Source organism: Roseomonas elaeocarpi (genome assembly GCF_042433915.1).
In the GTDB taxonomy this organism is placed as follows: domain Bacteria; phylum Pseudomonadota; class Alphaproteobacteria; order Acetobacterales; family Acetobacteraceae; genus Roseomonas; species Roseomonas elaeocarpi.
This window is the reverse complement of record NZ_JBHLUN010000010.1, coordinates 191,538-216,189: the sequence shown is the minus strand read 5'-3', so window position 1 is coordinate 216,189 and position 24,652 is coordinate 191,538. Positions and strand designations below refer to the sequence as shown.

Sequence of the window (24,652 nt, the reverse complement as noted above, 5' to 3'; positions counted from 1 at the left end):
AGTTTTCCTACGTTTCGGAGGCTGTGGCTGAGCCTGCCTCAGTGCCTTTAAGCAATTCTACAAGTCTACTTCTCAACTTAGTGCTTCCTACAGAACAAGCGCTCAATCTTTCAAACACTGAGTTTGCTGAGAAATCACTGTTTGCCTTACGATGAAACCGAGTTATTGACCTTGCCTTGTGCTTCTCATAATATTCAGCAAACTTAAGACTCAAAAAAATGCTTGTGCATTCAAGCACATATTTTCCTCTCAGCCAAGCCAACGCATCACTTGAAGAAAACGTTGATCCACGCGCTAGACTTTCATCATTGAAGTGACGTTCTTCTAAGCCAACATTCTTCCAGAGCGCTTTTGGGATTCTCGCGGGGAGCCGATTCCCACTGTAAAGAATTTTGTAGTATTGCTCTAGGTTAACTTGATTGAGGTCAAGTTTCAATCTTTCTTGGATGGCCTCCAAGATTGCACCAATAACGGGCGAGAGCCACTTAAACAGAGTATCAATGTTCTTTGCGTGAATGGCCGCTTCCGCTGCAATATCCACTTCTGTTGCATCTAGTCCGAAAGATGTTCTCATGAATTTAACAATTGTATCGGTATCGCAAACGTAGTTTTCCACCGAGTAGCCGCAAGTAATAAAAACTTTATCGCCTGCAGGCAGGTTTCGCAAAAAGGCATCAAAATCGCTATCGCGAATGAAAAGAGAGTTGCTGGACGAAAATTTAGAGGAATAAAAAAGTTTGATTATTTCATCCATGTTAAACTTACCAAAGCAAATATGGAATTTCCAGTTAGACGTCCCGTTGTTATCTACACTCGACAAAATTCGGTCGTAGAAGATGGAGTCTTCATATCCTTCGACAAAAACGTGGACCGCTGACAGATCCTTTGCGCCAGTTCTGAACTTATGAAAGATCGCAACTGGAGTTTCACGTCTTTGCTTAATTTCTTTTTTGAAAGCCGCCATATTCAATGCTCGCTTGGTTGAGGGTCAAAATCCACAACCATCGAAGCCATGTTATTGTCGTAAACGAAGGGGGAGTGAGTGACTGCAATGAGTTGATTGCACGCGGGCGCAGCGACGATGTCAGGTATCAATTCACTTTGCCACGGAACAGATAGTGATAGCTCAGGTTCATCAATTAAAACATTGAATCTCTTATTCTCGCTTTGAAGATAAAGCTGGCTAAGAATGGAAACCAGCTGCTTTTCGCCTAAGGAAAGGTCTGAAAGTTCTAAATTCTCTCCGCCTGCCTCTTGAATGGATAGATGATATTTTTCAATATCGTAAGAAACTGCCTTTGGCAGAAAATACTTCTCCAGAGAAATTGCAAACTCTCTGATAGGTGCTTCTTTATCTTCAATTTCTGTGTTGACTTCGAGTAGCCTTACGAAAAAATGGGCAAGCCACTTTTTGTTAAAAGGCTGATTTCCGGCGCCAGGGCCTGCAGACAATTCCAAAATAATATCGGAAATTTGTTTCTTTTCTTTTGTAGATAATAGGCCTTCTTCAATCCGCGAAAGAACAACTTCAATGGTTTTCGCGTCTATCCTGTGAGAGCGGAGATCGCCAACAGAAAGGGAGCGAGAATTTGCCATTTCTTTTAGATAAGATGTCATCATGCGGTTAAACCGATTTCTTGCGAAGTCTCGTGTCTCTCGCTCAAAAGCTTGTATGGCTGAACTGACATCTTCCATGCCAAACTTTATAAGTTCGATTAGAAATTCGGTTGATATTCCCGTCTTTGCTTGCTTTGCAGCTTGGCTCCGATAGTAATCTGGAATTGCTCCCAAAACCCTTTCAAGTTCCAACTCAATTCTTCTGTACGTAGGCAGGTAAAGTGTTGGAGGAACTTCTTGCAGCCTCAGCTGGGAGGTGAAAGCCAGTATCTCCCTTTGGGCATCTTTGTCGTCGCTGCTGCTGCGGAAGCTTCTTTGTGAGGCCTTGAGCTCTGGAATTGAGAAGCCTGACATGTGTGAGTATTTCTGAACTGTCTCTTGGTTTTCCAAATCTGCGACAATGAAGTTTGTGAAGATGCCCAACTCGTTCAAAACTCGATTTATCGGGTTGTATCTGGAGGGGCGGCCTGGAGCGCGTGTGAATGCAAGGCATGCATTGCGCGTGACAGATGCAGTTTGCCCATTAGAGAAGGAAAACTCGATGCTGTCAAAACGAAGATTTGCCAGTTCTCGCCATTGTCTTCCAAGGGCATAAGCCGTTATCTGCAATGCAGTGCTTTTGCCTGTGCCATTTGGGCCAACGATAATGCAATGTCTTCCTTGAAACTCAAGGTAGACATCGCTTCTGCCGTTTAAGTTTATGATATCTATGCTGGTAATAGCTGCCATGAAGTGAGCCTCGTGGTAATTGAATCACATTGCGGGGCTCGCTTTGCCGATTCGAAAGCAACTTACTATCGTGCTTGACTGGAAGCTAGGACTGAAAGATGTATGCTTGTCTAGGCATGATGAGAAGCGCACAGTCTCTGTGCAGATGATGTGACATCATCTGCAAAGCCGCGAGATAAGAAGCCATCGGCAGATTTGAGCCGAGGACGCTAAGACAACGCCGTCACCCCACTGCCGCAAACACGTCGCTGATGCTCTGGAACATCGGCAGCCCGTCCTCACCGCCGCATAGCGGGTCGGCGTGGTTCTCGGGGTGGGGCATCATGCCCAGGACGCGCAGGTTGGGGGAGAGGATGCCGGCGATGTCGCGGGCCGCACCGTTGCGGTTGCCGTCGGCGTAGCGGAAGGCGACCAGGTTCTCGCCTTCCAGGCGGTCCAGCGTGGCGTCGTCGGCGAAGTAGTTGCCGTCGCCGTGGGCCATGGGGGTGCGGAAGGTTTCGCCCGCCTGCCAGCGGCTGGTGTAGGGGGTGCCGGAGCGCTCGACGCGCAGGGTGCAGTCCATGGCGAGGAAGCGCAGCGACCGGTTCTGCAGCAGGGCGCCGGGGAGGAGGCCGGCCTCGCAGAGGATCTGGAAGCCGTTGCAGACGCCGAGGACATGGCCGCCGCGGTTCGCGAAGTCGGCGACGGAGCGCATGATGGGCGACTGCGCGGCCATGGCGCCGCAGCGGAGATAGTCCCCATGCGAGAAGCCGCCGGGGAGGACCACGAGGTCGAGGCCCTGGGGCAGGTCGTGCTCACCGTGCCAGAGCATGCGGGGTTCGTGGCCGGAGGCGCGGCGGAGGGCCAGGGCCATGTCGCGCTCACGGTTGGTGCCGGGGAAGACGACGATGCCGGCCTTCATGGGTGCGGTCCTTAGAACTTAAGGGTTGAAGAGGACGCGGCCCCAGTGGAGGCCGCCCAGGATGAGGAGGGTGAGCACGGCGCCGACGGCGGCGGCGGTGACCCAGCGGTCCAGCCCGGCCTTGCCGCGCGCCAGGATGGAGCGGCGGCGGGGTGGCGGGTTGGCGGTGAAGCGTTCCTGTCGCCAGCGGAGGCCGAAGCTGACCGCGACGGTGAGGAGGAGCATCAGGAGGAGGGAGGCCTTGATCATGCGGCCTGCTCGCCTGCGTGCCGGGCCGGGCGGGTGCCCCGGTTGGGGCCGGGGCGCGGGTGATGGCGGGTCATGCGCGGCGCTCCCGGGGCCCGGTGGGGGTCAGGCGCCCGCGATCTCGACGCGGAAGCTCTCGATCACGGTGTTGGCGAGGAGCTTGCGGGCCATGTCCTCGGCCAGGGTCTGGGCCTTGGCGGGGTCGGTCTCGTGGAGGTCGAGCTCGATGACCTTGCCGGCGCGGACTTCCTCGACGCCCGCGTAGCCGAGGTTGCCGAGCGCGTGGGCGATGGCCTTGCCCTGCGGGTCGAGGACGCCGGGCTTGGGCATGACGGTGACGCGGGCGCGGAGGGTCTTGGGCGCGGCGGTGTTGCCGGGCATGGTGTTCATGGAAGTGCTCACTGCATCAGCTCCGGTCCCTTGAGGTCACGCACGCCGGCCTCGGGGAGGATGCCGAGGCGGCGGGCCACTTCCTGGTAGCCTTCCTCGACCTTGCCGAGGTCGCGGCGGAAGCGGTCCTTGTCCATCTTCTCACCTGTCTTGCTGTCCCACAGGCGGCAGTTGTCGGGCGAGATCTCGTCGGCCAGGACGATGCGCATCTCGTCGTTCTCGTAGAAGCGGCCGAATTCCAGCTTGAAGTCCACGAGGATGATGCCGATGCCCAGGAAGAGGCCGGTGAGGAAGTCGTTCACGCGGAGCGCCAGCTGGACCATGTCGTCGAGGTCCTGGGTGGCGGCCCAGCCGAAGCAGGTGATGTGTTCTTCCGAGACCATCGGGTCTTGGAGGGCGTCGTTCTTGTAGTAGTACTCGACGATCGAGCGCGGCAGGCGCTGGCCTTCGGGCAGGCCGAGGCGGGTGGCGAGGGAGCCGGCCGCGACGTTGCGGATCACCACCTCGAGCGGGATGATCTCGACTTCGCGGATCAGCTGTTCGCGCATGTTCAGGCGGCGGATGAAGTGCGTGGGCACGCCGATATCGGCGAGCTTGGTCATCAGGTATTCGCTGATGCGGTTATTCAGCACGCCCTTGCCGGTGATGATGCCCTTCTTGGTGCCGTTTCCGGCGGTGGCGTCATCCTTGAAATACTGGACCAGCGTGCCGGGCTCGGGGCCTTCGAACAGGATCTTCGCCTTGCCTTCATAGAGCTGCCGCCGTCGGGCCATGGGTGCTGCCGTTTCAGAAAATGCGTGCGGGGCCGGTTCCTGGCGCCGGCCTTGCGGGAGGGCCGGGGTGCCGGGGCGGTGCTTTGGCGTGGGGGTATAGCAAGGCTGGGTCGTGGGGGCCACCGCCGGGGATGGCGGGCTGATCCGCGCTGGGGGTGGATGGGGGCAGGGGGGGGCTGGGAGGCTGCCGGGTCCAGGTGGCGGCCGGGACGGGGAACGCGCCAGTGAAGGCACGGGACCGGCGGGGAAAAGGGTTGCCAGCGGGGCGTCGTGATTGCGGCGGAGGCGGGGCGGCGGTGCCGTGAAGATACCCCACAACGAAATCGCACCTGCCTCGTTAAGCCAGCACGCTGCCTGTTTGAGCGGCGGATGAAACGACGACAGAGGGAAAGACGCAATGCGGTCCACGATTTCCGGCCTGGCGCTGGCGGCCACCCTGCTCGCCTCGCCGGTTGCCTTCGCCCAGATCTCCGGCCACCCCGGCAGTGACCGTGGCACCGTCGGCAGCCCGACGGCGCCCGGCGGCGGTTCCACCACGCTGGCGCAGGGCACGCCGGGCACCAGCCCGGGCGGCATGAACTCGGGCAACGGCGCGGCGCCGAACACGGCCTCGCCCAACACGGGGATGCCCAGCACCGCCACGCCGCGCACGGGCCCGACCAACGGTGCCAACGCGGGTGCCGCGATGCCCAGCACGAGCGGCCCGGACGCGGTGGGCACCAAGTCCCCGCCGACCACGGCGACGCCGGCCTCGGGCGCCAACAGCTTCACCGAGGGCCAGGCGCGGTCGCGCATCGAGGCCGCGGGCTATTCCGACGTGCAGGGCCTGAAGAAGGATGAGCAGGGCGTGTGGCGCGGCCAGGGCATGCGCAACGGCCAGCGGGTCGATGTGGGCCTCGACTTCAAGGGCGACGTGGTGACCGGCAGCGCCTCGGCGACGCGCTGAAGCCAGCCCCCTCAACGATCACAACAAGGAGCCAGAACCATGGTCGCTCGTACCATCACCCGCCTCTTCGACACGCATGAGCACGCGCTCGCGGCCGTGCGGGACCTCGAGGCCGCGGGATATTCGCATGACGACGTCAGCATCCTGGCGAGCAACACCGACGACCGCTACGCCTCCGGCACCTCGACCGCTGCCACCGACACGGTGAGCGACGAGACCGCGGGCGAATCCGGCGCCGGCATCGGCGCGACGCTGGGCACTGTGCTCGGCGGCGGCGCTGGCCTGGCGGCGGGCCTGGGCGCCCTGGCCATCCCGGGCATCGGCCCGATCGTGGCGGCGGGCTGGCTGGTGGCGGCGCTGACCGGCGCCGGCGCGGGTGCCGCGGCGGGCGGTCTGCTCGGCGGCCTGACGGGCGCCGGCGTGAGCGAGACCGAGGCGCCAGTCTATGCCGAGGGCGTGCGCCGCGGCGGCAGCCTCGTGACCGTGCGCACCGATGACACCCGCCTGACCGAGGCGGAGTCCATCCTGGCCCGTCACAACCCGGTGGACGTCGCGAGCCGCGAGGCCGACTACCGCGCGGGCGGCTGGACCGGCTACAGCGACACCGACGACCTGAACACGCTGCGTGACCCGGCCGCCCCGACCACGGGCACCGTGGCGGGCGGCTCGATGGGCACCGCTGGCACCTACGGCACCACCGGTGTTGCGGGCACGAGCGGCGCCACCAGCACCGCCGGCACCACGGGCGTCACCAGCACGACCGGCACCACGGGTGTTTCCGATACGGGCAGCAACCCGCCCGGTACGGCGGCCACGCGCGCGGCGGACCGCACGCTGGGCACCAACATGAGCGGCGCCTATCCGGAGCAGTCGGACGGCACGCCGGCCAACCCGAAGGGCACGGCGCTGAGCCGCGAGACCGACCGCGTGGCCGGCACCAACATCAGCGGCACCAACCCGGGCGGCAACCGCACCTGAGCCGGCTTGGATGAGCCGGGGCAGCCCTGAGCGGCTGCCCCGACGATCCAGATGAAGGAAACGGCCCCGCCCCGATGAGGGGCGGGGCCGTTTTCGCGTTCAGTAACCCCAGTGCGGCCGGCCGTAGCCGTAGTAGGGCGGCGGAGGCGGTGGCGGCGCGTAGTAGGCACGCGGCGGCGGCGGCCTGCCGTACCAGTCGTGGTCGCGACGCCAGCGCCAGTCGCGGGGCGGTGGCGGCGGCAGCGGGCGGCCCCAGGCATCGCGCGGCACCCAGTCACGATACTGCACCGGCAGGACCGCTTCGGGCAGGTTGGGGACGGGCAGGTTGAGGCCGGGCTGGGCGGCGGCGGGCGGGACAGCCGCGGGCATGGCCGAGGCGGGCTGTGCGAGGCCGAGGCCCAGCGTCACCGCCAGCGCGGTGCCGCCGAGCAGGGCGGTGGGGAAAAACGGCGCACGAGACATCGGGTGGTCTCCTCCGGAATGGGGAGACCGTGCCGCCCGGTCGCGGCGGGGCGAGGGCAGTGTTTGCCGCCTTGCTGCCAAACTGTGGCAGCGGCGCGCCCGCCGTCGCCGGTGCCACGACGCGAGGCCGGGGCAGCGTCCGGACTGGCGGTGCTTCGAAGGGGTTTTCGCGAGCGTTGGAGGCCGCGCGTGGAGGCCCGGGCACGGGCGACAGAGGATGGGCCTCAGGACCCAGGCGCGAGGCACTGGAAAAGGGGCTTCGGGCCCCCGCGCGAGGCACCGGAGGAGGGGCGTTGGACCCGGGCACGAGGGCGCTGGGGAAAGGCCTCGGAGCCCGGGCGCAACGGCCCGGGCCTGAGCGGCCGGGGCGCAGGGCCCCGGCGTCTAGAGCCCGCCGGTGGCGAAGACGCGGGCCAGGGTGTTCCCGACGTGGCGGAAGTCCTTGGCCGGGTCCATCGCGGTGTCCAGGGCGGCGGCGTCGAGCTTGGCCGAGACCTCGGGGTCGGCCAGGAGTTCGTCACGGAAGGTGCGGCCGTTGGGGGTGCCGAGCGCGGTCCAGGTCGCCATCGCGGCGCGCTGGACGGCGCGGTAGCTGTCTTCACGGCTCATGCCCGCCTGGGTGAGGGCGAGGAGGACCTTCTGGGAGTGGACGACGCCGCCCAGGCTTTCGAGGTTGGCCTTCATGCGCTCGGGATAGACGGTCAGCTTGTCCATCATCCCGGCGGTGCGCATCAGGGCGAAGTCCAGGGTAATGGTGGCGTCGGGGCCGATCACGCGCTCGACCGATGAGTGGCTGATGTCGCGCTCGTGCCAGAGGGCGACGTTCTCCAGGGCGGGGGTGGCGTAGCCGCGGACGATGCGCGCCAGGCCGGTGAGGTTTTCCGAGAGCACCGGGTTGCGCTTGTGGGGCATCGCGGAGGAGCCCTTCTGGCCGGGGTGGAAGTATTCCTCGGCCTCGCGCACCTCGGAGCGCTGGAGGTGACGGACCTCGGTGGCCAGGCGCTCGATCGCGGAGGCGACGACGGCCAGGGTGCAGAAGAAGGCGGCGTGGCGGTCGCGCGGGATGACCTGGGTCGAGACGGGCTCGGGGCGCAAGCCGAGGCGCTCGGCGACGAAGGCCTCCACGCGCGGGTCGACGCTGGCGAAGGAGCCGACGGGGCCGGAGATGGCGCAGGTGGCGACCTCGGCGCGCGCGGCCTGGAGGCGGGTGCGGCAGCGGGCGAATTCGGCCCAGTGGCCGGCGAGCTTGATGCCGAAGGTGGTGGGTTCGGCGTGGATGCCGTGGGAGCGGCCGATGGTGGGGGTCAGCGCGTGTTCCTCGGCCCGGCGGCGCAGGGCGTCGAGCACGGCGTCGAGGTCGCGCAGCAAGAGGTCGGCGGCGCGGGTGAGCTGCACGTTCAGGCAGGTGTCGAGCACGTCGGAGGAGGTCATGCCCTGGTGCATGAAGCGCGCCTCGGGCCCGATGCCTTCGCCCAGCCAGGTCAGGAAGGCGATGACGTCGTGGCGGGTTTCGTGCTCGATCTCATCGATGCGGTCCACGTCGGTGGCGGTGATGTCGGCGGTGCGGGCGTCACCCTTCTCGCGGATGGTGCGGGCGGCGTCGGCGGGGATGGTGCCGAGGTTGCCCATGGCCTCGGCGGCCAGGGCCTCGATCTCGAACCAGATCTTGTAGCGGGTCTCGGGCGACCAGATGGCGGTCATCTCGGGGCGGGAATAGCGCGGGACCATGGGGGCGGGGGCTCCGGGAGGGTTCGGGGGCTCCCGTGGCGGGTGGGGGTGGGGGAGTCAAGAGGAATTGGCTAGAAGGTATTGCGAATGATTCAAACTGACTAAGGCTTTACAAGCAATGCAACGAAGATAACTCTTTACCCAAATTTGAGCTTTGTTGTCATGGCGTGCGAACGGAGATCAAGACGTTGAGCGAGGTTGATGACGAGCAAGACTATTGTATCTCATTTCCTCTGGAGCTAGTGATCGCACAAACGCCAGTGTCAGCTCAAGCCTCTGGGACCAAAGCAAAGGACGAATGGAAGAAGACTGTTGGTGAGCGTGCGAAGGCTGAGATAGATAGGTTGCGAGACTGGTACGATATTGATGACCGGCCCTTGATGGCCACTATATATTACTTCCCTCCCGGAAAGATGCAGGGGGATATCGACAATATTATAAAGCCTATACTGGATGGAATGATCGGTGTTGTATACTTGGACGATGCTGTGATCGAGAAAGTCGTGGCGCAGAAATTTGAAGTTGGGATTGACTGGAAATTTTCATCGCCCTCGTCTGCTTTGCAGGACGCTATAGATAGAGATAAGCCGGTGGTTTACATCATGGTTGAAGACGATCTCGATTGGAGGGAAGTGCAATGAACGAATTCGAGCGCGAAGATGCTGAGAGCAGCACCTTAATAAAAGTTGGCAATGATTTTATTTCTAAGGGCTATGATTTTCTGATTAATCCTTCCGATGCGGAGCTACCTGATTTCCTAAAGCCGTATAGACCTGACGCGCTGGCTATAAGCAAGAGCGGCGAGGATAAAGTCATTATTGAAATAAAGGGGAGGAATAGCCGTAGGTTGAAGGTGCCTCTGACGGAAATAGATAGTACTGCGGCCAACAAAAGTGGATGGAGATATCTGCTAATTTATACTGGGCAGGATCCTAGCGACATTATTGATCTTCCGAGGCCATCAAAATCGCAAATCAAAGAAGCTCTAGGTGAAGTTAAAAGCCTTAGTAGTTCCGGTTATTCGAAAGCTGCGATTTTAGAGGGGTGGTCGATTTTGGAGGCGCTGGCTCGGAGCATCTACCCAGCTAACATAACGACTTCTTTAAGGCCATTACCTTCTTCTGCTGTCATTGAGCGACTTGCCATGGATGGCCAGATTGATAGTGCTGCTGCAGAAAAGCTAAAGAAGATCAGTTCCGTGCGGAACTCTGTTGCTCATGGAAATCTTAGCGTGAGTGTTCCTAGAAATGATGTGGAGCAGCTTATCGAGAGCATAGAAAGTATTAGCGATCAAATAGCGTAATACTCTGACTATAAATTCTTCTCATAAGATAGTTGCTGTGTGAGATTTGGTAAAAATCCCGAGACTTCGATTGAGAAAATTGATAAGCGAATGCCGGGAGGTGCAGGAACCTCAGGTTCCTGCCGGGGTGCAGGGGCAGCGCCCCTGCGGGCACCGCCCGACCACCCCCGCGCAACGCCACCCCACCCGGCGCCCCCAGTGCGACGGATCACACCCCACCCACCGCCACCCCCGCCCGGCTCGCCCCCGGTGGCACCCCGGTGATCCGCTTGAAGGCCCGGCTGAACGCCGCCTGGGAGCTGTAGCCGAGGCGCCCGGCCACGGCCTCGATCGGCAGGCGGTCCTCCGTCAGCCACTGGCTGGCGAGGCGCATCCGCAGTTCCGTGGCGTAGCGCAGCGGCGGGACGCCGGTGGTGGCCTGGAAGCGCTCCGCGAAGACGGAGCGGGAGGTGCCGCTTTCGCGCGCGAGTTCCGCCACGGTCCAGTCGCGGCCGGGCTGTCGGTGGAGGGCCAGGATGGCGCGGGCCAGCCGGGGCTCGCGGAGCGCCGCGACGAGGCCGGTGGCGGTGCCGCAGCCGCTCTCGACCCAGCCGCGCACGATCACGGCGGCCACCACGTCGGCCAGGCGGGCGAGGATGCCGGCAAAGCCGACGCGGGCGGCGCAGGCCTCGTGCTCCATGGCGGCGAGGATGGGCATGAGGCCGGGGTGACGGCTGTCGAGCGCGTCCACGAGCATGAGGGCGGGCATGAGGCGGACGAGGCTCTGCATGCCGCCGAGCTCGAACTCCATGCAGCCGCTGAAGAGGATGGTGTCCGGCGCGGCCTCCGGGCAGGTGCAGGCGTCCACGGCGCAGACGGTGTCGCAGAGGGGGGCGGTGGAGAAGTTCGCGATGTCCTCCACGGGGGCATCGGCTGCGGAGAGGAGCTGGTGGGCCTCGGCATGGGGGAGGAAGGCGGCGGTGCCGGAGCGCAGGTCGTGCAGGGTGCCGTCGGCGGTGCGCAGCGTGGCGGTGCCGGTGGCGAGGAAGTGGAAGTGGGCGTAGCCGGGACGGGCGCCGAAGCCGAGGCCGAAGGGCGGGCGGGCCTGGATGCGGCGGTACTGGATGCCGCGCAGCCGCATGCCGAGGAGGAGTTCGCTCATCAGGTCGGGGGAGGGGGCGGGTTGGTCCAGCGGCGGCATTTCCGGGGTTTCGGTCAACGAATGCGGATGCACCAGCATGGATCGTCCGGGCGCCGTTGCCTAGCTTTCCCGGTGACACAGGGTTTCAGGGATTGCGCGTGATGAGTGAGTTTGTTGGGGAGGCCGTGCCGGATGTCGGCCTCGGCGCCGTGGCGGAACCGGCGGTGCCCGCCTGGGCGGCGGTGTTCTCGCTGACGCTGGGGGTGTTCGGGCTGGTGACGGCGGAGTTCCTGCCGGCGAGCCTGCTGACGCCGGTGGCGGCGGAGCTCGGGGTGTCGGAGGGGTTGGCGGGGCAGGCGGTGACGGTGACGGCGCTGGTGGCGCTGTTCTCGGGGCTGCTGGCGGCGAGCCTGACGCGGGGGATCGACCGGCGGGTGGTGCTGATCGGGTTCACCGTGCTGCTGATCGCGTCGAACCTGCTGGTGGCCTTCGCGCCGAGCCTCACCGTGCTGCTGGTGGCACGGGTGCTGCTGGGGATCGCGCTGGGCGGGTTCTGGAGCATGGCGGCGGCGACCGCGATGCGGCTGGTGCCCTCGGCGGTGTTGCCGCGGGCGCTGTCGATGATCTTCAGCGGGGTTTCGGTGGCGACCATCGTGGCGGCGCCGCTCGGGAGCTACCTGGGCGGGCGCTATGGCTGGCGCAGCGCCTTTCTGCTGGCGGCGGCGATCGGGGTGGTGACGCTGGTGTTCCAGCTGCTGGTGCTGCCGCGGCTGGCGCCGCGCGGGGCGGCGCGGCTGGGGACGCTGATCGAGGTGCTGCTGCGCCCGGGCATCGGCGTCGGGATCCTGGGCACGGTGCTGGTGTTCGGCGGGCACTTCGCGCTGTTCACCTATATCCGGCCGTTCCTGGAGGGTGTGGCGGGCGTCGGGCTCGACGGGCTGGCGCTGATGCTGCTGGGCTTCGGCGTGGCGAACTTCGGCGGCACGCTATTGGCGGGCTGGCTGCTGGAGCGGTCTCTGCGCGGGACGCTGGTGCTGATGCCGGTGCTGATCGGCGGGGCGGCGCTGCTGCTGGCGCTGCTGCCGGCGGGCGTGGCGGTGCAGGCGGCGCTGGTGGCGCTGTGGGGTGCGGCCTTCGGCGGCGTGCCGGTGGGCTGGTCGACCTGGGTGGCGCGGGCGGTGCCGGACCAGGCGGAAAGTGCCGGCGGCATGGTGGTGGCGTCGGTGCAGCTCGCGATCGCCACGGGGGCCGCGGCGGGCGGCGTGGTGTTCGGCATCGGCGGCGTCGCGGGGGTGTTCGTCGCGGCCGGCGCGCTGCTGCTCGTGGCGGCGGTGCTGGTGGCGGCGCGGGTCCGGGTGGTGGCGCCCCGGCCCGGTGCCGGGGCTGCGCCGGCGGTTCACGCCTGAGCGCTGCGCCGTCCGGCCCGCGCGGGTCGGACGGGGACGTGGCCGCCGCCTCCCGCCCAGGGAAGGCGGCGGTGGCTGGAGCGGTTACCGCCAGCCGAGCGCCGGCGCGACGTGCTTCAGGATGCCCTCGATGACGTGGGCGCAGTATTCGACGCCGAGCTGGTTGGGCACCGTCAGCAGCAGCGTGTCGGCCTCGGCGATGGCCTCGTCGGCGCGGAGCTGCCGGATCAGCGCCTCGGGCTCGGCGGTGTAGCCGCGGCCGAAGATGGCGCGGGTGGTGCCGCCCAGGAAGCCGACGGAGTCCGCCTCATCCCCGCCGCGGCCGAAATAAGCGCGGTCGCGGTCGTCGAGCAGCGGGAAGATGCTGCGGCTGACGGAGACGCGGGGCGTGCGGCTGTGGCCCGCCTCGTCCCAGGCGGCGCGGTAGGCGCGGATTTGCTTGGCCTGCTGGACGTGGAAGGGCTCGCCGGTCTCGTCGTCCTTGAGGGTGGAGCTTTGCAGGTTCATGCCCTGCTTGGCCGCCCAGACGGCGGTGGCGTCGGAGCCGGAGCCCCACCAGATGCGCTCGCGCAGGCCTTCGGAATGCGGCTCCAGCCGGATCAGGCCGGGCGGGTTGGGGAACATCGGGCGCGGGTTGGGGCGCGCGAAGCCTTCGCCCTTGAGGACCTCGAGGAAGACCTCGGCGTGGCGGCGGCCCATGTCGGCGTCGGTCTCGCCCTCGGCCGGCGCGTAGCCGAAGTGGCGCCAGCCATCGATCACCTGCTCGGGCGAGCCGCGGCTGATGCCGAGCTGGAGGCGGCCGCCGCTGATCAGGTCCGCCGCGCCCGCGTCCTCGGCCATGTAGAGCGGGTTCTCGTAGCGCATGTCGATCACGCCGGTGCCGAGCTCGATCCTGCTGGTCTTGGCGCCCATCGCGGCCAGCAGCGGAAAGGGCGAGGCGAGCTGGCGGGCGAAGTGGTGGACGCGGACGTAGGCGCCGTCGGCGCCCAGTTCTTCGGCCGCGACGGCGAGGTCGATGGACTGCAGCAGCACTTCGGCGGCGGAGCGGGTGCCGGACTGGGGCGAGGGGTTCCAGTGGCCGAAAGAAAGGAAGCCGATCTTCTTCATGAGGTGGGGTGTGTCCGTGGGGGCGGGGGTGTGATCCGCCGGAGAAGGGGGAGGCGGGTCCGGGCCGGGGTGCCCGGGCAGCGGCCTCGGTTGCCGGGGAATATGGGGCAGCGTGGAGGCGTCGCCCCATCAGCGAAGGCAATGACGGTCATGCCGGAGGGTGGATGGTCGGCGCGGCGGGGCAGGGAGGCCGCAGGCGGACGGGCGGCGCGACCCTGCCGGCGATGCCGTGCTGACCCTGCAAGCGATGGCAGCGCGGCGGGTTCCGTGGTCCGGGCGCGCCGCGGGCGACCGGCTATGTTGCCGAGGCTGCCGGGCCGCTCCGCGCCTCAGCCCACCGCCGCGGCGTCGGGGCCGGTGAGGGCCAGTTCCAGCAGGGTCTCGAAGGCCGGGCGCAGCTGCGCCTCGGCGGGCGCGGCGAGCGCCAGGCGAACGGCGTTGGGGGCGTGGGCGGGGCCGGCGGCGAACTCGGCCGCGGGCGACACGGCGATGCGGCGCCGCGCGGCGGCGGCCACGAAGGTTTCCGCGCGCCAGGGTTCGGGCAGTTCCAGCCAGAGGTGGTAGGCGCGCGGGTCGCCCTGCAGGGTCAGGCCGCCGCCGCCCAGGACCTCGCGCGCCAGGGCGTTGCGGGCGCGGGCATCCGCGCGCTTGCGACGGACGAGCTCCGCCACGCTGCCATCCTCGATCCAGGCGGTGCCGGCGGCGAGGCTGACGCCGGGCGCGACCCAGCCGCCCATGCGCAGCGCCGCGGCCAGGCGCGGGCGCAGCCGCGGCGGCGCCACCAGGAAGCCCAGCGTCATCCCGGGGGCGAGTCGCTTGCTCAGGCTGTCCACCAGCACGCTGTGGTCCGGGGCGAAGGCGGCCAGGGGCGGCAGGATGTCCTCCGACAGGAAGCCGTAAACGGCGTCCTCGACCACGAGGATGTCGAGGTCGCGGCACAGGGCGGCGAGGTCGCGGCGCCGCGCCTCGGGCATGGTGGTGCCGAGCGGGTTGTGCAGGTCCGGCTGCACGTAGAGCAGGCGCAGCGGGTGGGCGGCATGCGCCGCGGCGACGGCGTCGGGGCGCAGGCCGTCGCCGTCGGTGGCGAGCGGCACGGGCAGGATGCCGAGGCGCTGGGCGACGCCCTTGGCCAGCGAGTAGGTCAGGCCCTCGAAGCCCAGGCGCTCGCCCGGGGCGATCAGGGCGGTGAAGCAGGCCGCCAGCGCCTGCTGGCCGCGGCCGGCGAAGAGCAGGCTTTCGGGCTCGGGCGACCAGCCGTCGCGGCGCAGGAGGCGGGCGGCGGCGGCGCGGGCGGCCTCGTCGCCGGCAACGGCCGCGTGCGACAGCAGGGATTGCAGCGCGTCGGGGGCGGTCAGGCGCCGCAGGGCGGGGGCCAGGAGCGCGCCCTGCCCGGGCAGGACGCAGAAGTTCATCTCGAGGTCGGTGATCGCTTCGGCCTGGGCTTCGCGCGCCGGCACGGGCGGCAGGCCGGCGGCGGGCGCGGCGGTGGCGCGCAGGAAGGTGCCGCGCCCGACCTCGCCCACTGCGACGCCGCGCCGCACCAGCTCGGCATACACGCGCGAGGCTGTGGAGGGGGCGATGCGCTGGTGATGCGCGAAGTCGCGGCTGGTGGGCAGGCGCTCGCCGGGCTGGCGGCGGCCGGCGGCGAGGTCCTCGGCGAGGCTGCGGGCGAGGCGGTCGGCCAGGGTCCGGAAGTCCGTCATGAGAATATTGTACCGAGTGCAATCGCGTCGTTGAAGCCCCGATGTGGAGCGTGGCAAACCGCTGTTCGGAGCAATAAGGAACGATTCGCCATGATCGGAGCAATAAGGGCTGAAGGTCGGAGCAATGCGGTGGTCCGCAACCCGTTCCCGGCGATCTGGCTCCGTCTTTGCCGCTGGCACCGCAACGTGTCGACCCGGCGCGCCCTGCTGGAAATGGCCGACCACGAGCTGCGCGACGTCGGGCTGACGCGGATGCAGGCGCGGTGCGAGGCAGCGCGGCCCTTCTGGGATGACGCGGCGGACGAGAGCCTTGTCGTGGCCGTCAGGCAGGCTGCCTTCGTGGGGCGTCGCCCGTGACAGCGTGAAGCGGGCGGCGCAACAGATTGCCGATTCATTGCATAGCGTTTAAGGGGCGGAGCGAAGGTGCCTGATCCCCCGGCAGAACCGGGCGTGATCGAGCTGGGAGCGGCGAAGCGTCGATGACGATGGACTGGTTGATTGCCCTGGGGCAGGTGCTGCTGATCGACCTCGTGCTGGCTGGGGACAATGCCATCGTGGTCGGCATGGCGGCGGCGGGGCTGCCGCCGGACCAGCGGCGCAAGGCGATCCTGTGGGGCATCGGCGCCGCCACGATCATGCGGATCGGCTTCGCGGCGATCACCACGCAGCTGCTGGCGATCGCCGGGCTGACGCTGGTGGGCGGGCTGCTGCTGCTCTGGGTCTGCTGGAAGATGTACCGGGAGCTGCGCGGCGGCGCGCATCAGGCGGAAGGGGCCGAGGCGCTGCAGAACGGTGCCGCCGCCGGGGCGCCGCGCAAGACGCTGGGCCAGGCGATCATCCAGATCCTGGTGGCGGACGTGTCCATGTCGCTGGACAACGTCCTGGCGGTGGCGGGCGCGGCCAAGGAGCACCTCGATGTGCTGGTGGTGGGCCTCGCCATCTCGGTGATCCTGATGGGCGTGGCGGCGAGCTTCATTGCCCGGATGCTGGAGCGGTTCCGCTGGATCGCCTGGGTGGGCCTGCTGGTGATCCTGTACGTGGCGGTGAGCATGATCTGGGAAGGGTGGCACGAGTTCTGGCCGCACCTGCAGTTCTGGACCGGCACCGGCGGGCCCGTCGCGGCGGCGCCGGCCGCCCATTGACCGGGGCCCCGCGACGGATGGCGCACTGGAGGCCGTCCATCGTGGGGCGTCCACCAGCGCCGTCCGCCGGAGGCCGCCCACCGGGGGCCGCCCACCGGGGGCCGCCCACCGGAGGCCACCCACCGGGAGGCTGGCCGCTGAGGGCTTTCCGCTAAGGCCACCCACCGGGAGGCTGGCCACTGAAGGCTCTCCGCCAAGGCGGCCCGCCGGAGGCCCCGCCGCCGAGATCCCCCGACCGAGGCCCGGCCAGGGCCACGGGGCGCCGGCAGGGTTTGGCGCCGTGGCCCGCGACCCGGCGCACCGGCACGCGCCGGCGCTGACGCCGGGCGCGGTGGGCGGCCTCCCGGCAGCGTCGTTTCGCATCCCGGGCCGAGGGTCGGGGATGGTGCGCAGATGAACAACAGCTGTCCCCGGCTTCACCTGTTCCCGGCCAAGCCCTAGACTGCCGCCAATCCGCGCGGGCGGACGGGACGGGGCGGGGGCCTGTCCGGCCAGGCGGCGCCCCAGCGCCGGCCGCGCGGCCGAACGCCTTCGCGCGCATCGCGTCCCGCTGCCGGGAAGGGGCCAGTTCCGGCCCCGGGGCTTGAGGGAATGGACGCATGGAAGCGCTGACCGGGTCACTGCCCGGGCTGCTGGAGATCATCTGGCTCAACATCGTGCTGAGCGGCGACAATGCCGTGGTGATCGGCCTCGCCGCCGCGGGCCTGCCGGCGCATCAGCGCGGCAAGGCGGTGCTGTTCGGCATCATCGCCGCGGCGCTGCTGCGCGTGGTGTTCTCGATCTTCGCGAGCCTGCTGCTGTCGCTGTGGTGGATCGACCTCGTGGGTGGCCTGGCGCTGCTCTACATCGCCTGGAACTTCTGGCGGGAACTGCGCAGCAAGGCGGACGAGGCACATGGTGGCGGCAAGCCCGTGGCCGAGAAGACCCTGATGCAGGCGCTGTGGCAGATCGTGCTCGCCGACGTGTCCATGAGCCTCGACAACGTCCTGGCCGTGGCGGCGGTGGCGCACGACAACCTGCCGCTGCTGGTGGTGGGGCTGCTGATCTCCATCGTGATGATGGGCCTGCTGGGCGGGCTGCTGGCGCGGCTGCTCGATCGCTTCCGCTGGATCGCCTATATCGGCGTGGCGCTGATCCTTTACGTGGGGCTGGAGCTGCTGTGGGAAGGCGGCATCGCCGCCAACGCCGCGCTGCATCTCGACCTGCCGCTGCCCGGTGCCAGCCACGTCGCGGCACCCGCCACCACGGGGCACGCGCCGTGAGGCGCCGGCATCCGGCGGGACGCGGGGTTCAGGACATGGTCCGCCCCCAGGATGGGCGTCGCTCCGCGATCCCGGCGTTGGGGCTGGTGCTGGCGTTGCTGGCCGGCTGCGCCCAGCCCGGCACGCTGGCGGGCGCCGACCCGGACGAAACGCCGACCGCGACGCCGCGCCCGGCGGTGGCGGAGCTGCTGCGCCGCCTGCCGGCCTCGGCCGAGGGGATGGTGCGCGGCGGGGCGGTGGATGCGCCGGCACTCGGCCAGGATGCCCGCACCGTGGACTACGCCACGCCCTCGCGCACGGTGGCGGCGCAGGTCTCGATCTTCGACCGTGGCTTGCCGGGGGTGAACGCCGCGCGGCTGTCGGCCGAGCTGGACAACACGGTGCGCGACGCCACGGGGCTGTCGCGGGAAACCACCGGCCGTTCCTTCCGCGAGGTGTCGCGCGCCACCTATCCGACGCCGCAGGGCGGGCCGCTGCGCTGCGCCCTACTGGAAGGCCGCTTCGGCCGCAGCCCGGTGCAGCGGCAGCTCTGCCTCGCCTCGGCCGGCGGGCGGTTCCTGCGGGTGCAGGTGACCACCGTGGGCGAGGGCGAGGCCGCGGTGGACGCGGTGCGCTTCACCCAGGCGATCACGGCGGCGCTGCGGTCCTGAGGCGGGGACCGCGCCGCGCGCGGTGCGCGGCCGGGCGGTGTTGGGTCGCCCGATGGTGTTGCCTCGTGGTGCCGCCTCCCTGCCATGCCCCGTGGTGACGGGTGGCGGCCGCGGGCTCAGGCCTCGCGCTCGCCCGGTCCCGGGGCAGGCAGGGGCTTGCCGGTGGGCGGCGTCGCGGCCGGGGGCTGATCCGTCGGCGTCGCGGGGCGCCCCTGCGCAGGCGGCGTCGCGGGACGGGTGTTGCGCGGCGTGCGCGCCGCGGGTGTTCCGCGGCCCGAGGCACCGGGCGGCAGCGCCGGCGGCTTGCCGGGCAGGTCGGGAACACGGGTCGCCGGGCGTTCCGGCGCCGGGCCTGCGGCGCCATCAGGGGCGTCGAGCGGCGGTGGCTTCTGCGCCAGGGCCGCGCCCGGACCCGCCGCAACGAGGGCGGTCAGCAGGAGCACGAGGGGAAGGGCGCGTCGCATGGCCGCGAGGTTGTGCGCTGCGCCGCGCAAAAGCAACGCTTCGCCGGGATCACGCCGGCGTGGCCTGCCGCCCGTTCCCGGCGCGGTTTGCCCAGCGCGTTTTCCTCGGCGCGTTTTCCTCGGCGCGTGGTGCCTCAGCGCCCGAGCAGGCCTTCGCGCCGGAAGCTCAGGGTGCGGGTGCCGCCCACGATCAGGTGGTCGTGCAGCGCCACGCCCAGCGCCGTCGCGGCGCGCGCGATCTCGGCGGTGGTGTCGAGGTCGGCGCGCGACGGGGTGGGATCGCCGCTGGGATGGTTGTGCACCAGGATGATCGCGGTGGCGCCGAGTTCCAGCGCCCGGCGGAGGATCTCGCGCGGGTAGGCGGGCGTGTGGTTGACGGTGCCGCGCCCCTGGGCCTCGTCGGCCAGGAGGCGGTTGCGCGTGTCGAGGAACAGCACACGGAACTGTTCCACGGGTTCGCGCGACAGCACCGCGCCGAGATACGCGGTGAGGCGGTCCCAGTTGCTGAGCACCGGTTGCTCGCGCACCTCCTCGGCCAGCAGGCGAAGCGCGGCCGCGCGCACCAGCCGCAGCGAGGCCAGCACCGCGTCGCCCACGCCGGCGACCTCGCGCAGCGCCGGCTCGGGCGCCGAGACCGCCTGGCCGAAGGAGCCGAAGCGGGCGATCAGCGCCTTGGCCAGCGGCTTGGTGTCGGCACGCGGCATGGCGGCGAAGAGCAGCATTTCCAGCAGCTCGTAATCGGCCAGGGCCTCGGCACCGCCGCGCAGCAGGCGTTCGCGCAGGCGCTTGCGGTGGCCCTCCGGGCTGGCGGGGCCGGGCTGCGGGGAGAGCGCGAAGCTCGCGGGCGGCGTCGGATCGAGGTGGAACAGCGGTCCTGCCTCGGCCAGTCCCGGCTTCCTCGCCATGCCTGTCCCCCTTCCGTGCCGCAGCATCTCACCACGGCGCGCCGCGCTGCGCCACGGCCTGGGCCTTGGCGATGGGCCGTGACGACGGAGCCCGACCCTGAGGGCCAGACCCGCAGCCGTGGCCCGGGCCGTGATCCTCTGACCACGGGCCCGGGGAATCACGGTTCGGGTGTCCGGACCCGGGCGGAAAACTTCAGCGCGTCGGGTAGGGGACGATGGCCGTACCCATGGCGGGAACCGGCGCCGTCGCGACCGGTGCCGCCGGGGCGTTCGGGGTTTCCGGCCCGACGCCGGGCGAGAGCGGCACGGGGCGCCCCGGCTTGTCCACGCCGGCGATGCTGTCGGGCGACAGGCTCTCGATCGGTGTGCCGCCGCCCGGCGGGGGAATGGCGGTGACGGTGGGCAGGGTGTCGCCTTCCCAGCCGCCGCCCAGCGACTTGTAGAGTGCCACGAGGTCGGTGGTCAGCGTCAGCGTCGCCTGGAGCAGCTGCTGCCGCGCCGCGACCAGCGTGCGCTGCGCATCCAGCACGTCGATAAACGAGGACAGCCCGTGCTCGTAGCGTTCGCGCGCCAGGCCCAGCGCGGTCTGCGAGGCGTTCACCGTCTGCTGCAGGCTGTCACGCTGCGCCCGGTCGGTGCGGTAGGCCACGAGGTTGTTGTCCACCTCACTCAGCGCGTTCAGCACGGTGGAGCGGTAGGCCAGCGCCGCCTCAGCCTCCTGCGCGCGGGCGAGGCGCAGACCCGCGGTGAGCGAGCCGCCTTGGAAGATCGGCAGCGAAATGCTGGGGCCCAGTGCGTAGAAGTGGCTGGACCAGTTGGTGAGGTAGCTGAAATCCGCCGCGCGGGTGCCGAGGCTGCCGGTCAGCGAGATGTCCGGGTAGAAGCGTGCCACGGCCACGCCGACGCCGGCGGTGGCGGCATGGAGCCGCGCCTCGGCCTGGCGGATGTCGGGGCGGCGGCGGGCCAGCGAGGCGGGCACGCCCACCGCCACCACCGGCGGCGTGGGCGGAATCGGGGCGCCGGTCTCGAGTTCCTGGTCCACGAAGCCCGGCGCCTGGCCGAGCAGGAGGCTCAGGCGGTTCATCGCCTGCCGCAGCTGCCGCTCATAGGTGGGAAGCTGCGCCTGGTAGTTGAACAGCTGCGAGCGCTGGTTCTCGACGTCGAGCTCGGTGACGAGGCCCTGACGGCGCTGGCGCTGCACGAGGTCCAGCACCCCTTGCGCGGTGGCGACGTTCTCGCGCTGCGACTGCGCCAGCGCCTGGGCGCCGCGCACGTTGGCATAGGCCTGCACCACTTCGGCCTCGAGCGAGACCAGCGCGTCGTTGGCGGCCTCGCGCTGGGCCTGGGTCTGGGCGTTGGCCTGTTCGGTGGAACGGCGGACGCGGCCGAAGAGGTCGAGCTCCCAGCTCGCGTCGAAGCCGGCCTGGAAGAGGTTGACCGGCTGGGTCAGCCCGTTCAGCGCGTCGTTGATCGTGTCGCTGTTGCTGCCGCCGTTGCGGCTGATCTGCCCGAAGACGTCGCGGTCCTCGAGAATGCCGCGAAGGCCCAGCTGCTGCCGGGTGTAGGAGGCGTTGGCGTTGATCGAGGGCAGGCCCGCGGCGCGCGCCTGGGCCTCGCTCTGGCGCGCCTGGGCGATGCGGAGCACCGCCTGCTGCAGGTCGAGGTTGCCGCGGATCGCGCGCTCGACGAACGAGGTCAGCACGGGGTCGTTGAAGCGCGTCCACCAGCGCGGGTCGGGATCGGCCTGCAGCGTGATGGTGGGGCTGTTCGCGCGCGCCGCGTCGGCGTAGGCACCCGGCGCGTCGGCGACCGGCGGCTTGAAGTCCGGGCCCACGCTGCAGGCCGCGAGCGCCAGCGCCGTTCCCAGCAGGAGCGCCGAACGGAAGGAGGTCAGCAAGGTCATGGTCCTCAATGCGCTCCGCCGCCGCCCTGAACCTTCTTGCCCGTGAGCAGTAGGGCACAGGGGATGATCAGGGCCGCGAAGACCGCCACGATCAGGAAGGTGTCGGAATAGGCCAGCACCGCGGTCTGGGTTTGCAGCTGCTGGTACATCTGCGAGGTCGCCTGCTCCATCGCGGCGCCCGCCGACACGCCGTTGCTGATCAGCCCGCGCTGGATCTCCTGGAGCGTCGTGTTGTAGGGCTCGTAGAGCGGCGACATGTACTTCACCAGGTGCGCGTTGCGGATCTGCTCGTGGTCGGTGATCAGCGCCGTCGAGATCGAGATGCCGAGCGAGCCCAGCACGTTGCGGAACATCGAGAACAGCGCGGTACCATCGCCGTTCAGCGCGCGCGGCAGGGTGGCGTAGGTGATGGTGCTGATCGGCACGAACAGGAAGGCCAGGCCCACCGTCTGCGAGGCGCGGATGATCACCAGCGAGCGGAAGCTCATGTCCGGCACTAGGAAGTGCGAGTAGTAGAACGAGGCCGACAGGCACAGGCCGCCAAAGACGATCAGCCACTTGGCGGGGATGAAGCCCATCAGCCGGCCGGTGACGGGGATCAGCATCACCAGCAGCACCGCGCCGGGGGCCAGCACGAGGCCCGACCAGGTGGCGGTGTAGCCCAGCTGCTGCTGCGCCAGCTGCGGGATCATCACCGCCGAGCCGTAGAGCGCGAAGCCCATCAGCGAGATCAGGGCGCAGCCCAGCGTGAAGTTCCGGTCGCGGAAGACGTTGAGGTTGACGATGGGGTTCTTGCTGTACAGGAACCAGTAGATGCCGCCGACCCAACCGATCGTGGCGAAGACGGCCGCGATGCGGATGAAGTTGGAGCCGAGCCAGTCGTAGTCCTCGCCGCGGTCGGCCACGAGCTCGAGCCCGGCCAGGCCCAGCACGATGAAGCCCAGGCCGATATAGTCGAAGCGGACCGGCTTCTTGGACTCCTCGGTCACCCAGGGCGGGTCCTCGACCACGGTGGCGGTGCCGAACAGCGCCAGCGCGCCGATCGGGATGTTGATCAGGAAGATCCAATGCCAGGAATAGGTGTCGGTGAGGTAGCCGCCCACCACCGGCCCCAGGATCGGCGCCACGATGATGGCGAGCGCGGTGACCGCGAAGGCGGTGCCGCGCTTCTCCGGCGGGAAGGTGTCAAGGATGATGCTCTGCTGCGTCGGCTGCAGGCCGCCGCCGAAGAAGCCCTGGAAGGCGCGGAACAGCAGCAGCTGCCAGAACTCGGTGGAGATGCCGCAGCCCAGCGAGCAGAGCGTGAACATCCCGAGGCAGATCATGAAGTAGCGCTTGCGGCCGAGCCAGCGGCTCAGGAAGCCCGAGATGGTCAGCACGATGCCGTTGGCGACCAGGTAGGTGGTCAGCGCCCAGGTGCTCTCGTCGTTGGAGACCGACATGGAGCCCGCGATGTGCGGCAGCGACACGTTCACGATGGTGGTGTCGAGCACCTCCATGAAGGCGCCCATGGTCACCACCATGGTGACCAGCCAGGGGTTGAAGCTGGGCTTCCAGCCGCGCGAGGAACCCGCCGAGCCGCTCATTCGACGGTGACCGTGGGCACCACCGAGATGCCCAGCGGCAGCGGCATGTTGTTGGGCAGGCCGCCGTCGATCACGATCTTCACCGGCACGCGGCGGACGATCTTCACGAAGTTGCCGGTGGCGTTCTCGGCCGGGAAGGCGCTGAAGCGGGCGCCCGAGCCCATCTGGAAACTGTCGACATGGCCGTGCAGCTTCAGGTCGGGATAGGCGTCGACCTCGAGATCGACCTTCTGGCCGGCCTTCATGCCGTCGAGCTGGGTTTCCTTGAAGTTCGCGGTGACCCAGACCTCAGGGGTGACCAGCGACATCACGCTCTGCCCCTGCTGGAGGTAGGCGCCCTTCTCGACGTTGCGGCGCGTCACCCGGCCGTCCTGCGCCGCGCGGATTACGGTGTAGCTGAGGTTGACCTCCGCCTGAGCGAGCGAGGCCTTGGCCTGGTCCACCTGCGCCTGGCGCTGCCGCACCACGGCCTCGGCCATCTGGATGTTCTGCTGCGTCAGGCTGGCCACCTGCACCTGCGCGTCGGCCTGGGCGACCTGGGCGGTGTTGCTCTGCAGCGCGGCGTTGGCGGTGTCGATGTTGGTCTGGGTGGTGGCGCGCGGGTCGACGCTGCGCTGGCGGCGGTAGTCGGACTGCGCCTGCGCCTGGTTGGCGCGCGCCGCGGCGCGCTGCGCCTCGGCCTGCTTGAGCTCGGCCGGGTAGCGCACGCGGGCGATGTCGAGGTCGATCTGCGCCGAGTGGAGCTGCGCCTGCGCGAGTTCGAGGTTGGCGGCCGCCTGGTCGCGCTGCGCGATGTAGTCGCGCTGGTCGATGCGGATGATCACGTCGCCGGCATGGACGAACTGGTTGTCCGTGACCGCGAGCTCGGTCACGTAGCCCGCCACCTGGGGTGCCACCGTGATGGCGCGGCCCTCGGTATAGGCGTCGTCGGTGGATACGAGGTTGCGGGTCAGGAACCAGTAAACGGCGCCGCCCGCGATCGCGAGCAGAAGGACGATGATGCCGATGATGATCGGCAGCTTGCTCTTCTTCTTGTTGCCGTTGCCGTTCTTCTGGTCCTTGCCGGCGTCCTTGTTATCCCCCGACTTGTCGCCATTCCCCTTGCTGTCGCCCGACTTGTTGTCACCCGACTTGCCGTCACCGGAACGGTCGTCGTCGGAGCCGTTGCGGCGTACCTTGGCGCGCGTGCGGGGAGGCTCCGCATGGTGTTCGGCACGCACCCGGTTGTCGCTCATCGGATGGGTGTGGGTTTCTGCTTGATCGTGATCAGCCACGGGGAACCTCGCGGGGTGGAATCGCCAGGGGACGGCTCATCCGTTGGCAACAGGGTT

At 68.0% G+C, this 24,652-nt stretch carries 25 protein-coding genes; 9 read left to right on the top strand and 16 right to left on the bottom strand.

From position 1 onward, the window contains the following. Positions 1–7: 7 nt before the first annotated feature. From ACFFGY_RS15705 to purC, 6 genes are all read right to left on the bottom strand, one after another. Positions 8–964, bottom strand: coding sequence for a DUF4435 domain-containing protein (locus ACFFGY_RS15705; RefSeq protein ID WP_377045447.1), 957 nt, complete (start codon positions 962–964; stop codon positions 8–10). A 2-nt stretch (positions 965–966) separates the two neighbouring features. Beyond that, positions 967–2,346, bottom strand: coding sequence for an AAA family ATPase (locus ACFFGY_RS15700; RefSeq protein ID WP_377045446.1), 1,380 nt, complete (start codon positions 2,344–2,346; stop codon positions 967–969). Positions 2,347–2,569: 223 nt separating this feature from the next. Further along, a complete protein-coding gene (purQ, locus tag ACFFGY_RS15695; RefSeq protein WP_377045445.1) occupies positions 2,570–3,247 on the bottom strand; it encodes a phosphoribosylformylglycinamidine synthase subunit PurQ in 678 nt (225 codons plus the stop codon). A gap of 18 nt (positions 3,248–3,265) precedes the next feature. Further along, positions 3,266–3,496 carry a hypothetical protein gene (locus ACFFGY_RS15690; RefSeq protein WP_377045444.1) on the bottom strand — a complete coding sequence of 77 codons (231 nt, stop codon included), beginning with the start codon at positions 3,494–3,496 and terminating at the stop codon, positions 3,266–3,268. A gap of 102 nt (positions 3,497–3,598) precedes the next feature. Next, positions 3,599–3,874, bottom strand: coding sequence for a phosphoribosylformylglycinamidine synthase subunit PurS (gene purS, locus ACFFGY_RS15685; RefSeq protein ID WP_377045561.1), 276 nt, complete (start codon positions 3,872–3,874; stop codon positions 3,599–3,601). Positions 3,875–3,891: 17 nt separating this feature from the next. Next, positions 3,892–4,656 carry a phosphoribosylaminoimidazolesuccinocarboxamide synthase gene (gene purC / locus ACFFGY_RS15680; protein ID WP_377045443.1) on the bottom strand — a complete coding sequence of 255 codons (765 nt, stop codon included), beginning with the start codon at positions 4,654–4,656 and terminating at the stop codon, positions 3,892–3,894. Positions 4,657–5,053: 397 nt separating this feature from the next. On the opposite strand from purC, the gene ACFFGY_RS15675 reads away from it, so the two are divergent. Further along, entirely contained in the window at positions 5,054–5,602 is a 549-nt protein-coding gene (locus ACFFGY_RS15675; protein WP_377045442.1) for a hypothetical protein, read from the top strand. Positions 5,603–5,641: 39 nt separating this feature from the next. After that, positions 5,642–6,580, top strand: a complete 939-nt coding sequence (locus ACFFGY_RS15670; protein ID WP_377045441.1) for a hypothetical protein — start codon at positions 5,642–5,644, stop codon at positions 6,578–6,580. 99 nt (positions 6,581–6,679) lie between these two features. Here the strand turns inward: ACFFGY_RS15670 and ACFFGY_RS15665 are convergent, their stop codons facing one another. Both ACFFGY_RS15665 and purB read right to left on the bottom strand, forming a co-directional pair. Then, positions 6,680–7,042, bottom strand: coding sequence for a hypothetical protein (locus ACFFGY_RS15665; RefSeq protein WP_377045440.1), 363 nt, complete (start codon positions 7,040–7,042; stop codon positions 6,680–6,682). A 384-nt stretch (positions 7,043–7,426) separates the two neighbouring features. Further along, complete coding sequence (purB, locus tag ACFFGY_RS15660) at positions 7,427–8,770, bottom strand: adenylosuccinate lyase (RefSeq protein ID WP_377045439.1); 1,344 nt, start codon at positions 8,768–8,770, stop codon at positions 7,427–7,429. A gap of 188 nt (positions 8,771–8,958) precedes the next feature. Here purB and ACFFGY_RS15655 point away from each other — a divergent pair, with 188 nt between their 5' ends. Both ACFFGY_RS15655 and ACFFGY_RS15650 read left to right on the top strand, forming a co-directional pair. Then, the gene (locus tag ACFFGY_RS15655; RefSeq protein ID WP_377045438.1) at positions 8,959–9,411 is read left to right on the top strand and encodes a RusA family crossover junction endodeoxyribonuclease; all 453 of its coding nucleotides are present in this window, start codon (positions 8,959–8,961) and stop codon (positions 9,409–9,411) included. Further along, positions 9,408–10,073: a hypothetical protein gene (locus ACFFGY_RS15650; protein WP_377045437.1), complete on the top strand. Its 666-nt coding sequence runs from the start codon at positions 9,408–9,410 to the stop codon at positions 10,071–10,073. Before ACFFGY_RS15655 ends, ACFFGY_RS15650 begins: the two co-directional genes overlap by 4 nt. 208 nt (positions 10,074–10,281) lie before the next feature. On the opposite strand, the gene ACFFGY_RS15645 is transcribed toward ACFFGY_RS15650, so the two are convergent. Continuing rightward, a complete protein-coding gene (locus ACFFGY_RS15645; protein WP_377045436.1) occupies positions 10,282–11,292 on the bottom strand; it encodes an AraC family transcriptional regulator in 1,011 nt (336 codons plus the stop codon). Positions 11,293–11,354: 62 nt separating this feature from the next. On the opposite strand from ACFFGY_RS15645, the gene ACFFGY_RS15640 reads away from it, so the two are divergent. Continuing rightward, a complete protein-coding gene (locus ACFFGY_RS15640) occupies positions 11,355–12,599 on the top strand; it encodes an MFS transporter (RefSeq protein WP_377045435.1) in 1,245 nt (414 codons plus the stop codon). Positions 12,600–12,683: 84 nt separating this feature from the next. Here the strand turns inward: ACFFGY_RS15640 and ACFFGY_RS15635 are convergent, their stop codons facing one another. Further along, a complete protein-coding gene (locus tag ACFFGY_RS15635; RefSeq protein WP_377045434.1) occupies positions 12,684–13,706 on the bottom strand; it encodes an LLM class flavin-dependent oxidoreductase in 1,023 nt (340 codons plus the stop codon). A gap of 329 nt (positions 13,707–14,035) precedes the next feature. Continuing rightward, entirely contained in the window at positions 14,036–15,409 is a 1,374-nt protein-coding gene (locus tag ACFFGY_RS15630) for an aminotransferase-like domain-containing protein (protein WP_377045433.1), read from the bottom strand. Positions 15,410–15,499: 90 nt separating this feature from the next. Between ACFFGY_RS15630 and ACFFGY_RS15625 the strand changes: the two genes are divergently transcribed. The 4 genes from ACFFGY_RS15625 to ACFFGY_RS15610 all read left to right on the top strand — a co-directional run bounded on the left by ACFFGY_RS15625 (position 15,500) and on the right by ACFFGY_RS15610 (position 18,463). After that, complete coding sequence (locus ACFFGY_RS15625; protein ID WP_377045432.1) at positions 15,500–15,766, top strand: DUF1127 domain-containing protein; 267 nt, start codon at positions 15,500–15,502, stop codon at positions 15,764–15,766. Between the two features lie 122 nt (positions 15,767–15,888). Continuing rightward, the gene (locus tag ACFFGY_RS15620; protein ID WP_377045431.1) at positions 15,889–16,551 is read left to right on the top strand and encodes a TerC family protein; all 663 of its coding nucleotides are present in this window, start codon (positions 15,889–15,891) and stop codon (positions 16,549–16,551) included. 599 nt (positions 16,552–17,150) lie between these two features. Continuing rightward, positions 17,151–17,813, top strand: coding sequence for a TerC family protein (locus tag ACFFGY_RS15615; RefSeq protein WP_377045430.1), 663 nt, complete (start codon positions 17,151–17,153; stop codon positions 17,811–17,813). Positions 17,814–17,848: 35 nt separating this feature from the next. Further along, complete coding sequence (locus tag ACFFGY_RS15610; protein ID WP_377045429.1) at positions 17,849–18,463, top strand: hypothetical protein; 615 nt, start codon at positions 17,849–17,851, stop codon at positions 18,461–18,463. A gap of 116 nt (positions 18,464–18,579) precedes the next feature. Here ACFFGY_RS15610 and ACFFGY_RS15605 read toward each other — a convergent pair whose 3' ends face one another. From ACFFGY_RS15605 to ACFFGY_RS15585, 5 genes are all read right to left on the bottom strand, one after another. Continuing rightward, complete coding sequence (locus ACFFGY_RS15605) at positions 18,580–18,927, bottom strand: hypothetical protein (RefSeq protein WP_377045428.1); 348 nt, start codon at positions 18,925–18,927, stop codon at positions 18,580–18,582. Positions 18,928–19,061: 134 nt separating this feature from the next. Continuing rightward, a complete protein-coding gene (radC, locus tag ACFFGY_RS15600; RefSeq protein ID WP_377045427.1) occupies positions 19,062–19,832 on the bottom strand; it encodes a RadC family protein in 771 nt (256 codons plus the stop codon). Positions 19,833–20,025: 193 nt separating this feature from the next. Further along, entirely contained in the window at positions 20,026–21,735 is a 1,710-nt protein-coding gene (locus ACFFGY_RS15595) for an efflux transporter outer membrane subunit (RefSeq protein WP_377045426.1), read from the bottom strand. Between the two features lie 5 nt (positions 21,736–21,740). Continuing rightward, positions 21,741–23,321: a DHA2 family efflux MFS transporter permease subunit gene (locus ACFFGY_RS15590; protein WP_377045425.1), complete on the bottom strand. Its 1,581-nt coding sequence runs from the start codon at positions 23,319–23,321 to the stop codon at positions 21,741–21,743. Beyond that, positions 23,318–24,556: an HlyD family secretion protein gene (locus ACFFGY_RS15585; RefSeq protein WP_377045424.1), complete on the bottom strand. Its 1,239-nt coding sequence runs from the start codon at positions 24,554–24,556 to the stop codon at positions 23,318–23,320. The genes ACFFGY_RS15590 and ACFFGY_RS15585 overlap by 4 nt, the downstream gene beginning before the upstream one ends. Between the last annotated feature and the right edge of the window lie 96 nt (positions 24,557–24,652).

Bases quoted from the DNA above. Each gene is read 5' to 3' on its own strand.
- ACFFGY_RS15705 (WP_377045447.1), bottom strand. From the start codon at position 964: ATGGCGGCTTTCAAAAAAGAAATTAAGCAAAGACGTGAAACTCCAGTT.
- ACFFGY_RS15700 (WP_377045446.1), bottom strand. From the start codon at position 2,346: ATGGCAGCTATTACCAGCATAGATATCATAAACTTAAACGGCAGAAGC.
- purQ (WP_377045445.1), bottom strand. From the start codon at position 3,247: ATGAAGGCCGGCATCGTCGTCTTCCCCGGCACCAACCGTGAGCGCGAC.
- ACFFGY_RS15690 (WP_377045444.1), bottom strand. From the start codon at position 3,496: ATGATCAAGGCCTCCCTCCTCCTGATGCTCCTCCTCACCGTCGCGGTC.
- purS (WP_377045561.1), bottom strand. From the start codon at position 3,874: ATGCCCGGCAACACCGCCGCGCCCAAGACCCTCCGCGCCCGCGTCACC.
- purC (WP_377045443.1), bottom strand. From the start codon at position 4,656: ATGGCCCGACGGCGGCAGCTCTATGAAGGCAAGGCGAAGATCCTGTTC.
- ACFFGY_RS15675 (WP_377045442.1), top strand. From the start codon at position 5,054: ATGCGGTCCACGATTTCCGGCCTGGCGCTGGCGGCCACCCTGCTCGCC.
- ACFFGY_RS15670 (WP_377045441.1), top strand. From the start codon at position 5,642: ATGGTCGCTCGTACCATCACCCGCCTCTTCGACACGCATGAGCACGCG.
- ACFFGY_RS15665 (WP_377045440.1), bottom strand. From the start codon at position 7,042: ATGTCTCGTGCGCCGTTTTTCCCCACCGCCCTGCTCGGCGGCACCGCG.
- purB (WP_377045439.1), bottom strand. From the start codon at position 8,770: ATGGTCCCGCGCTATTCCCGCCCCGAGATGACCGCCATCTGGTCGCCC.
- ACFFGY_RS15650 (WP_377045437.1), top strand. From the start codon at position 9,408: ATGAACGAATTCGAGCGCGAAGATGCTGAGAGCAGCACCTTAATAAAA.
- ACFFGY_RS15645 (WP_377045436.1), bottom strand. From the start codon at position 11,292: ATGCTGGTGCATCCGCATTCGTTGACCGAAACCCCGGAAATGCCGCCG.
- ACFFGY_RS15640 (WP_377045435.1), top strand. From the start codon at position 11,355: ATGAGTGAGTTTGTTGGGGAGGCCGTGCCGGATGTCGGCCTCGGCGCC.
- ACFFGY_RS15635 (WP_377045434.1), bottom strand. From the start codon at position 13,706: ATGAAGAAGATCGGCTTCCTTTCTTTCGGCCACTGGAACCCCTCGCCC.
- ACFFGY_RS15630 (WP_377045433.1), bottom strand. From the start codon at position 15,409: ATGACGGACTTCCGGACCCTGGCCGACCGCCTCGCCCGCAGCCTCGCC.
- ACFFGY_RS15625 (WP_377045432.1), top strand. From the start codon at position 15,500: ATGATCGGAGCAATAAGGGCTGAAGGTCGGAGCAATGCGGTGGTCCGC.
- ACFFGY_RS15620 (WP_377045431.1), top strand. From the start codon at position 15,889: ATGACGATGGACTGGTTGATTGCCCTGGGGCAGGTGCTGCTGATCGAC.
- ACFFGY_RS15615 (WP_377045430.1), top strand. From the start codon at position 17,151: ATGGAAGCGCTGACCGGGTCACTGCCCGGGCTGCTGGAGATCATCTGG.
- ACFFGY_RS15610 (WP_377045429.1), top strand. From the start codon at position 17,849: ATGGTCCGCCCCCAGGATGGGCGTCGCTCCGCGATCCCGGCGTTGGGG.
- ACFFGY_RS15605 (WP_377045428.1), bottom strand. From the start codon at position 18,927: ATGCGACGCGCCCTTCCCCTCGTGCTCCTGCTGACCGCCCTCGTTGCG.
- radC (WP_377045427.1), bottom strand. From the start codon at position 19,832: ATGGCGAGGAAGCCGGGACTGGCCGAGGCAGGACCGCTGTTCCACCTC.
- ACFFGY_RS15595 (WP_377045426.1), bottom strand. From the start codon at position 21,735: ATGACCTTGCTGACCTCCTTCCGTTCGGCGCTCCTGCTGGGAACGGCG.
- ACFFGY_RS15590 (WP_377045425.1), bottom strand. From the start codon at position 23,321: ATGAGCGGCTCGGCGGGTTCCTCGCGCGGCTGGAAGCCCAGCTTCAAC.
- ACFFGY_RS15585 (WP_377045424.1), bottom strand. From the start codon at position 24,556: ATGAGCGACAACCGGGTGCGTGCCGAACACCATGCGGAGCCTCCCCGC.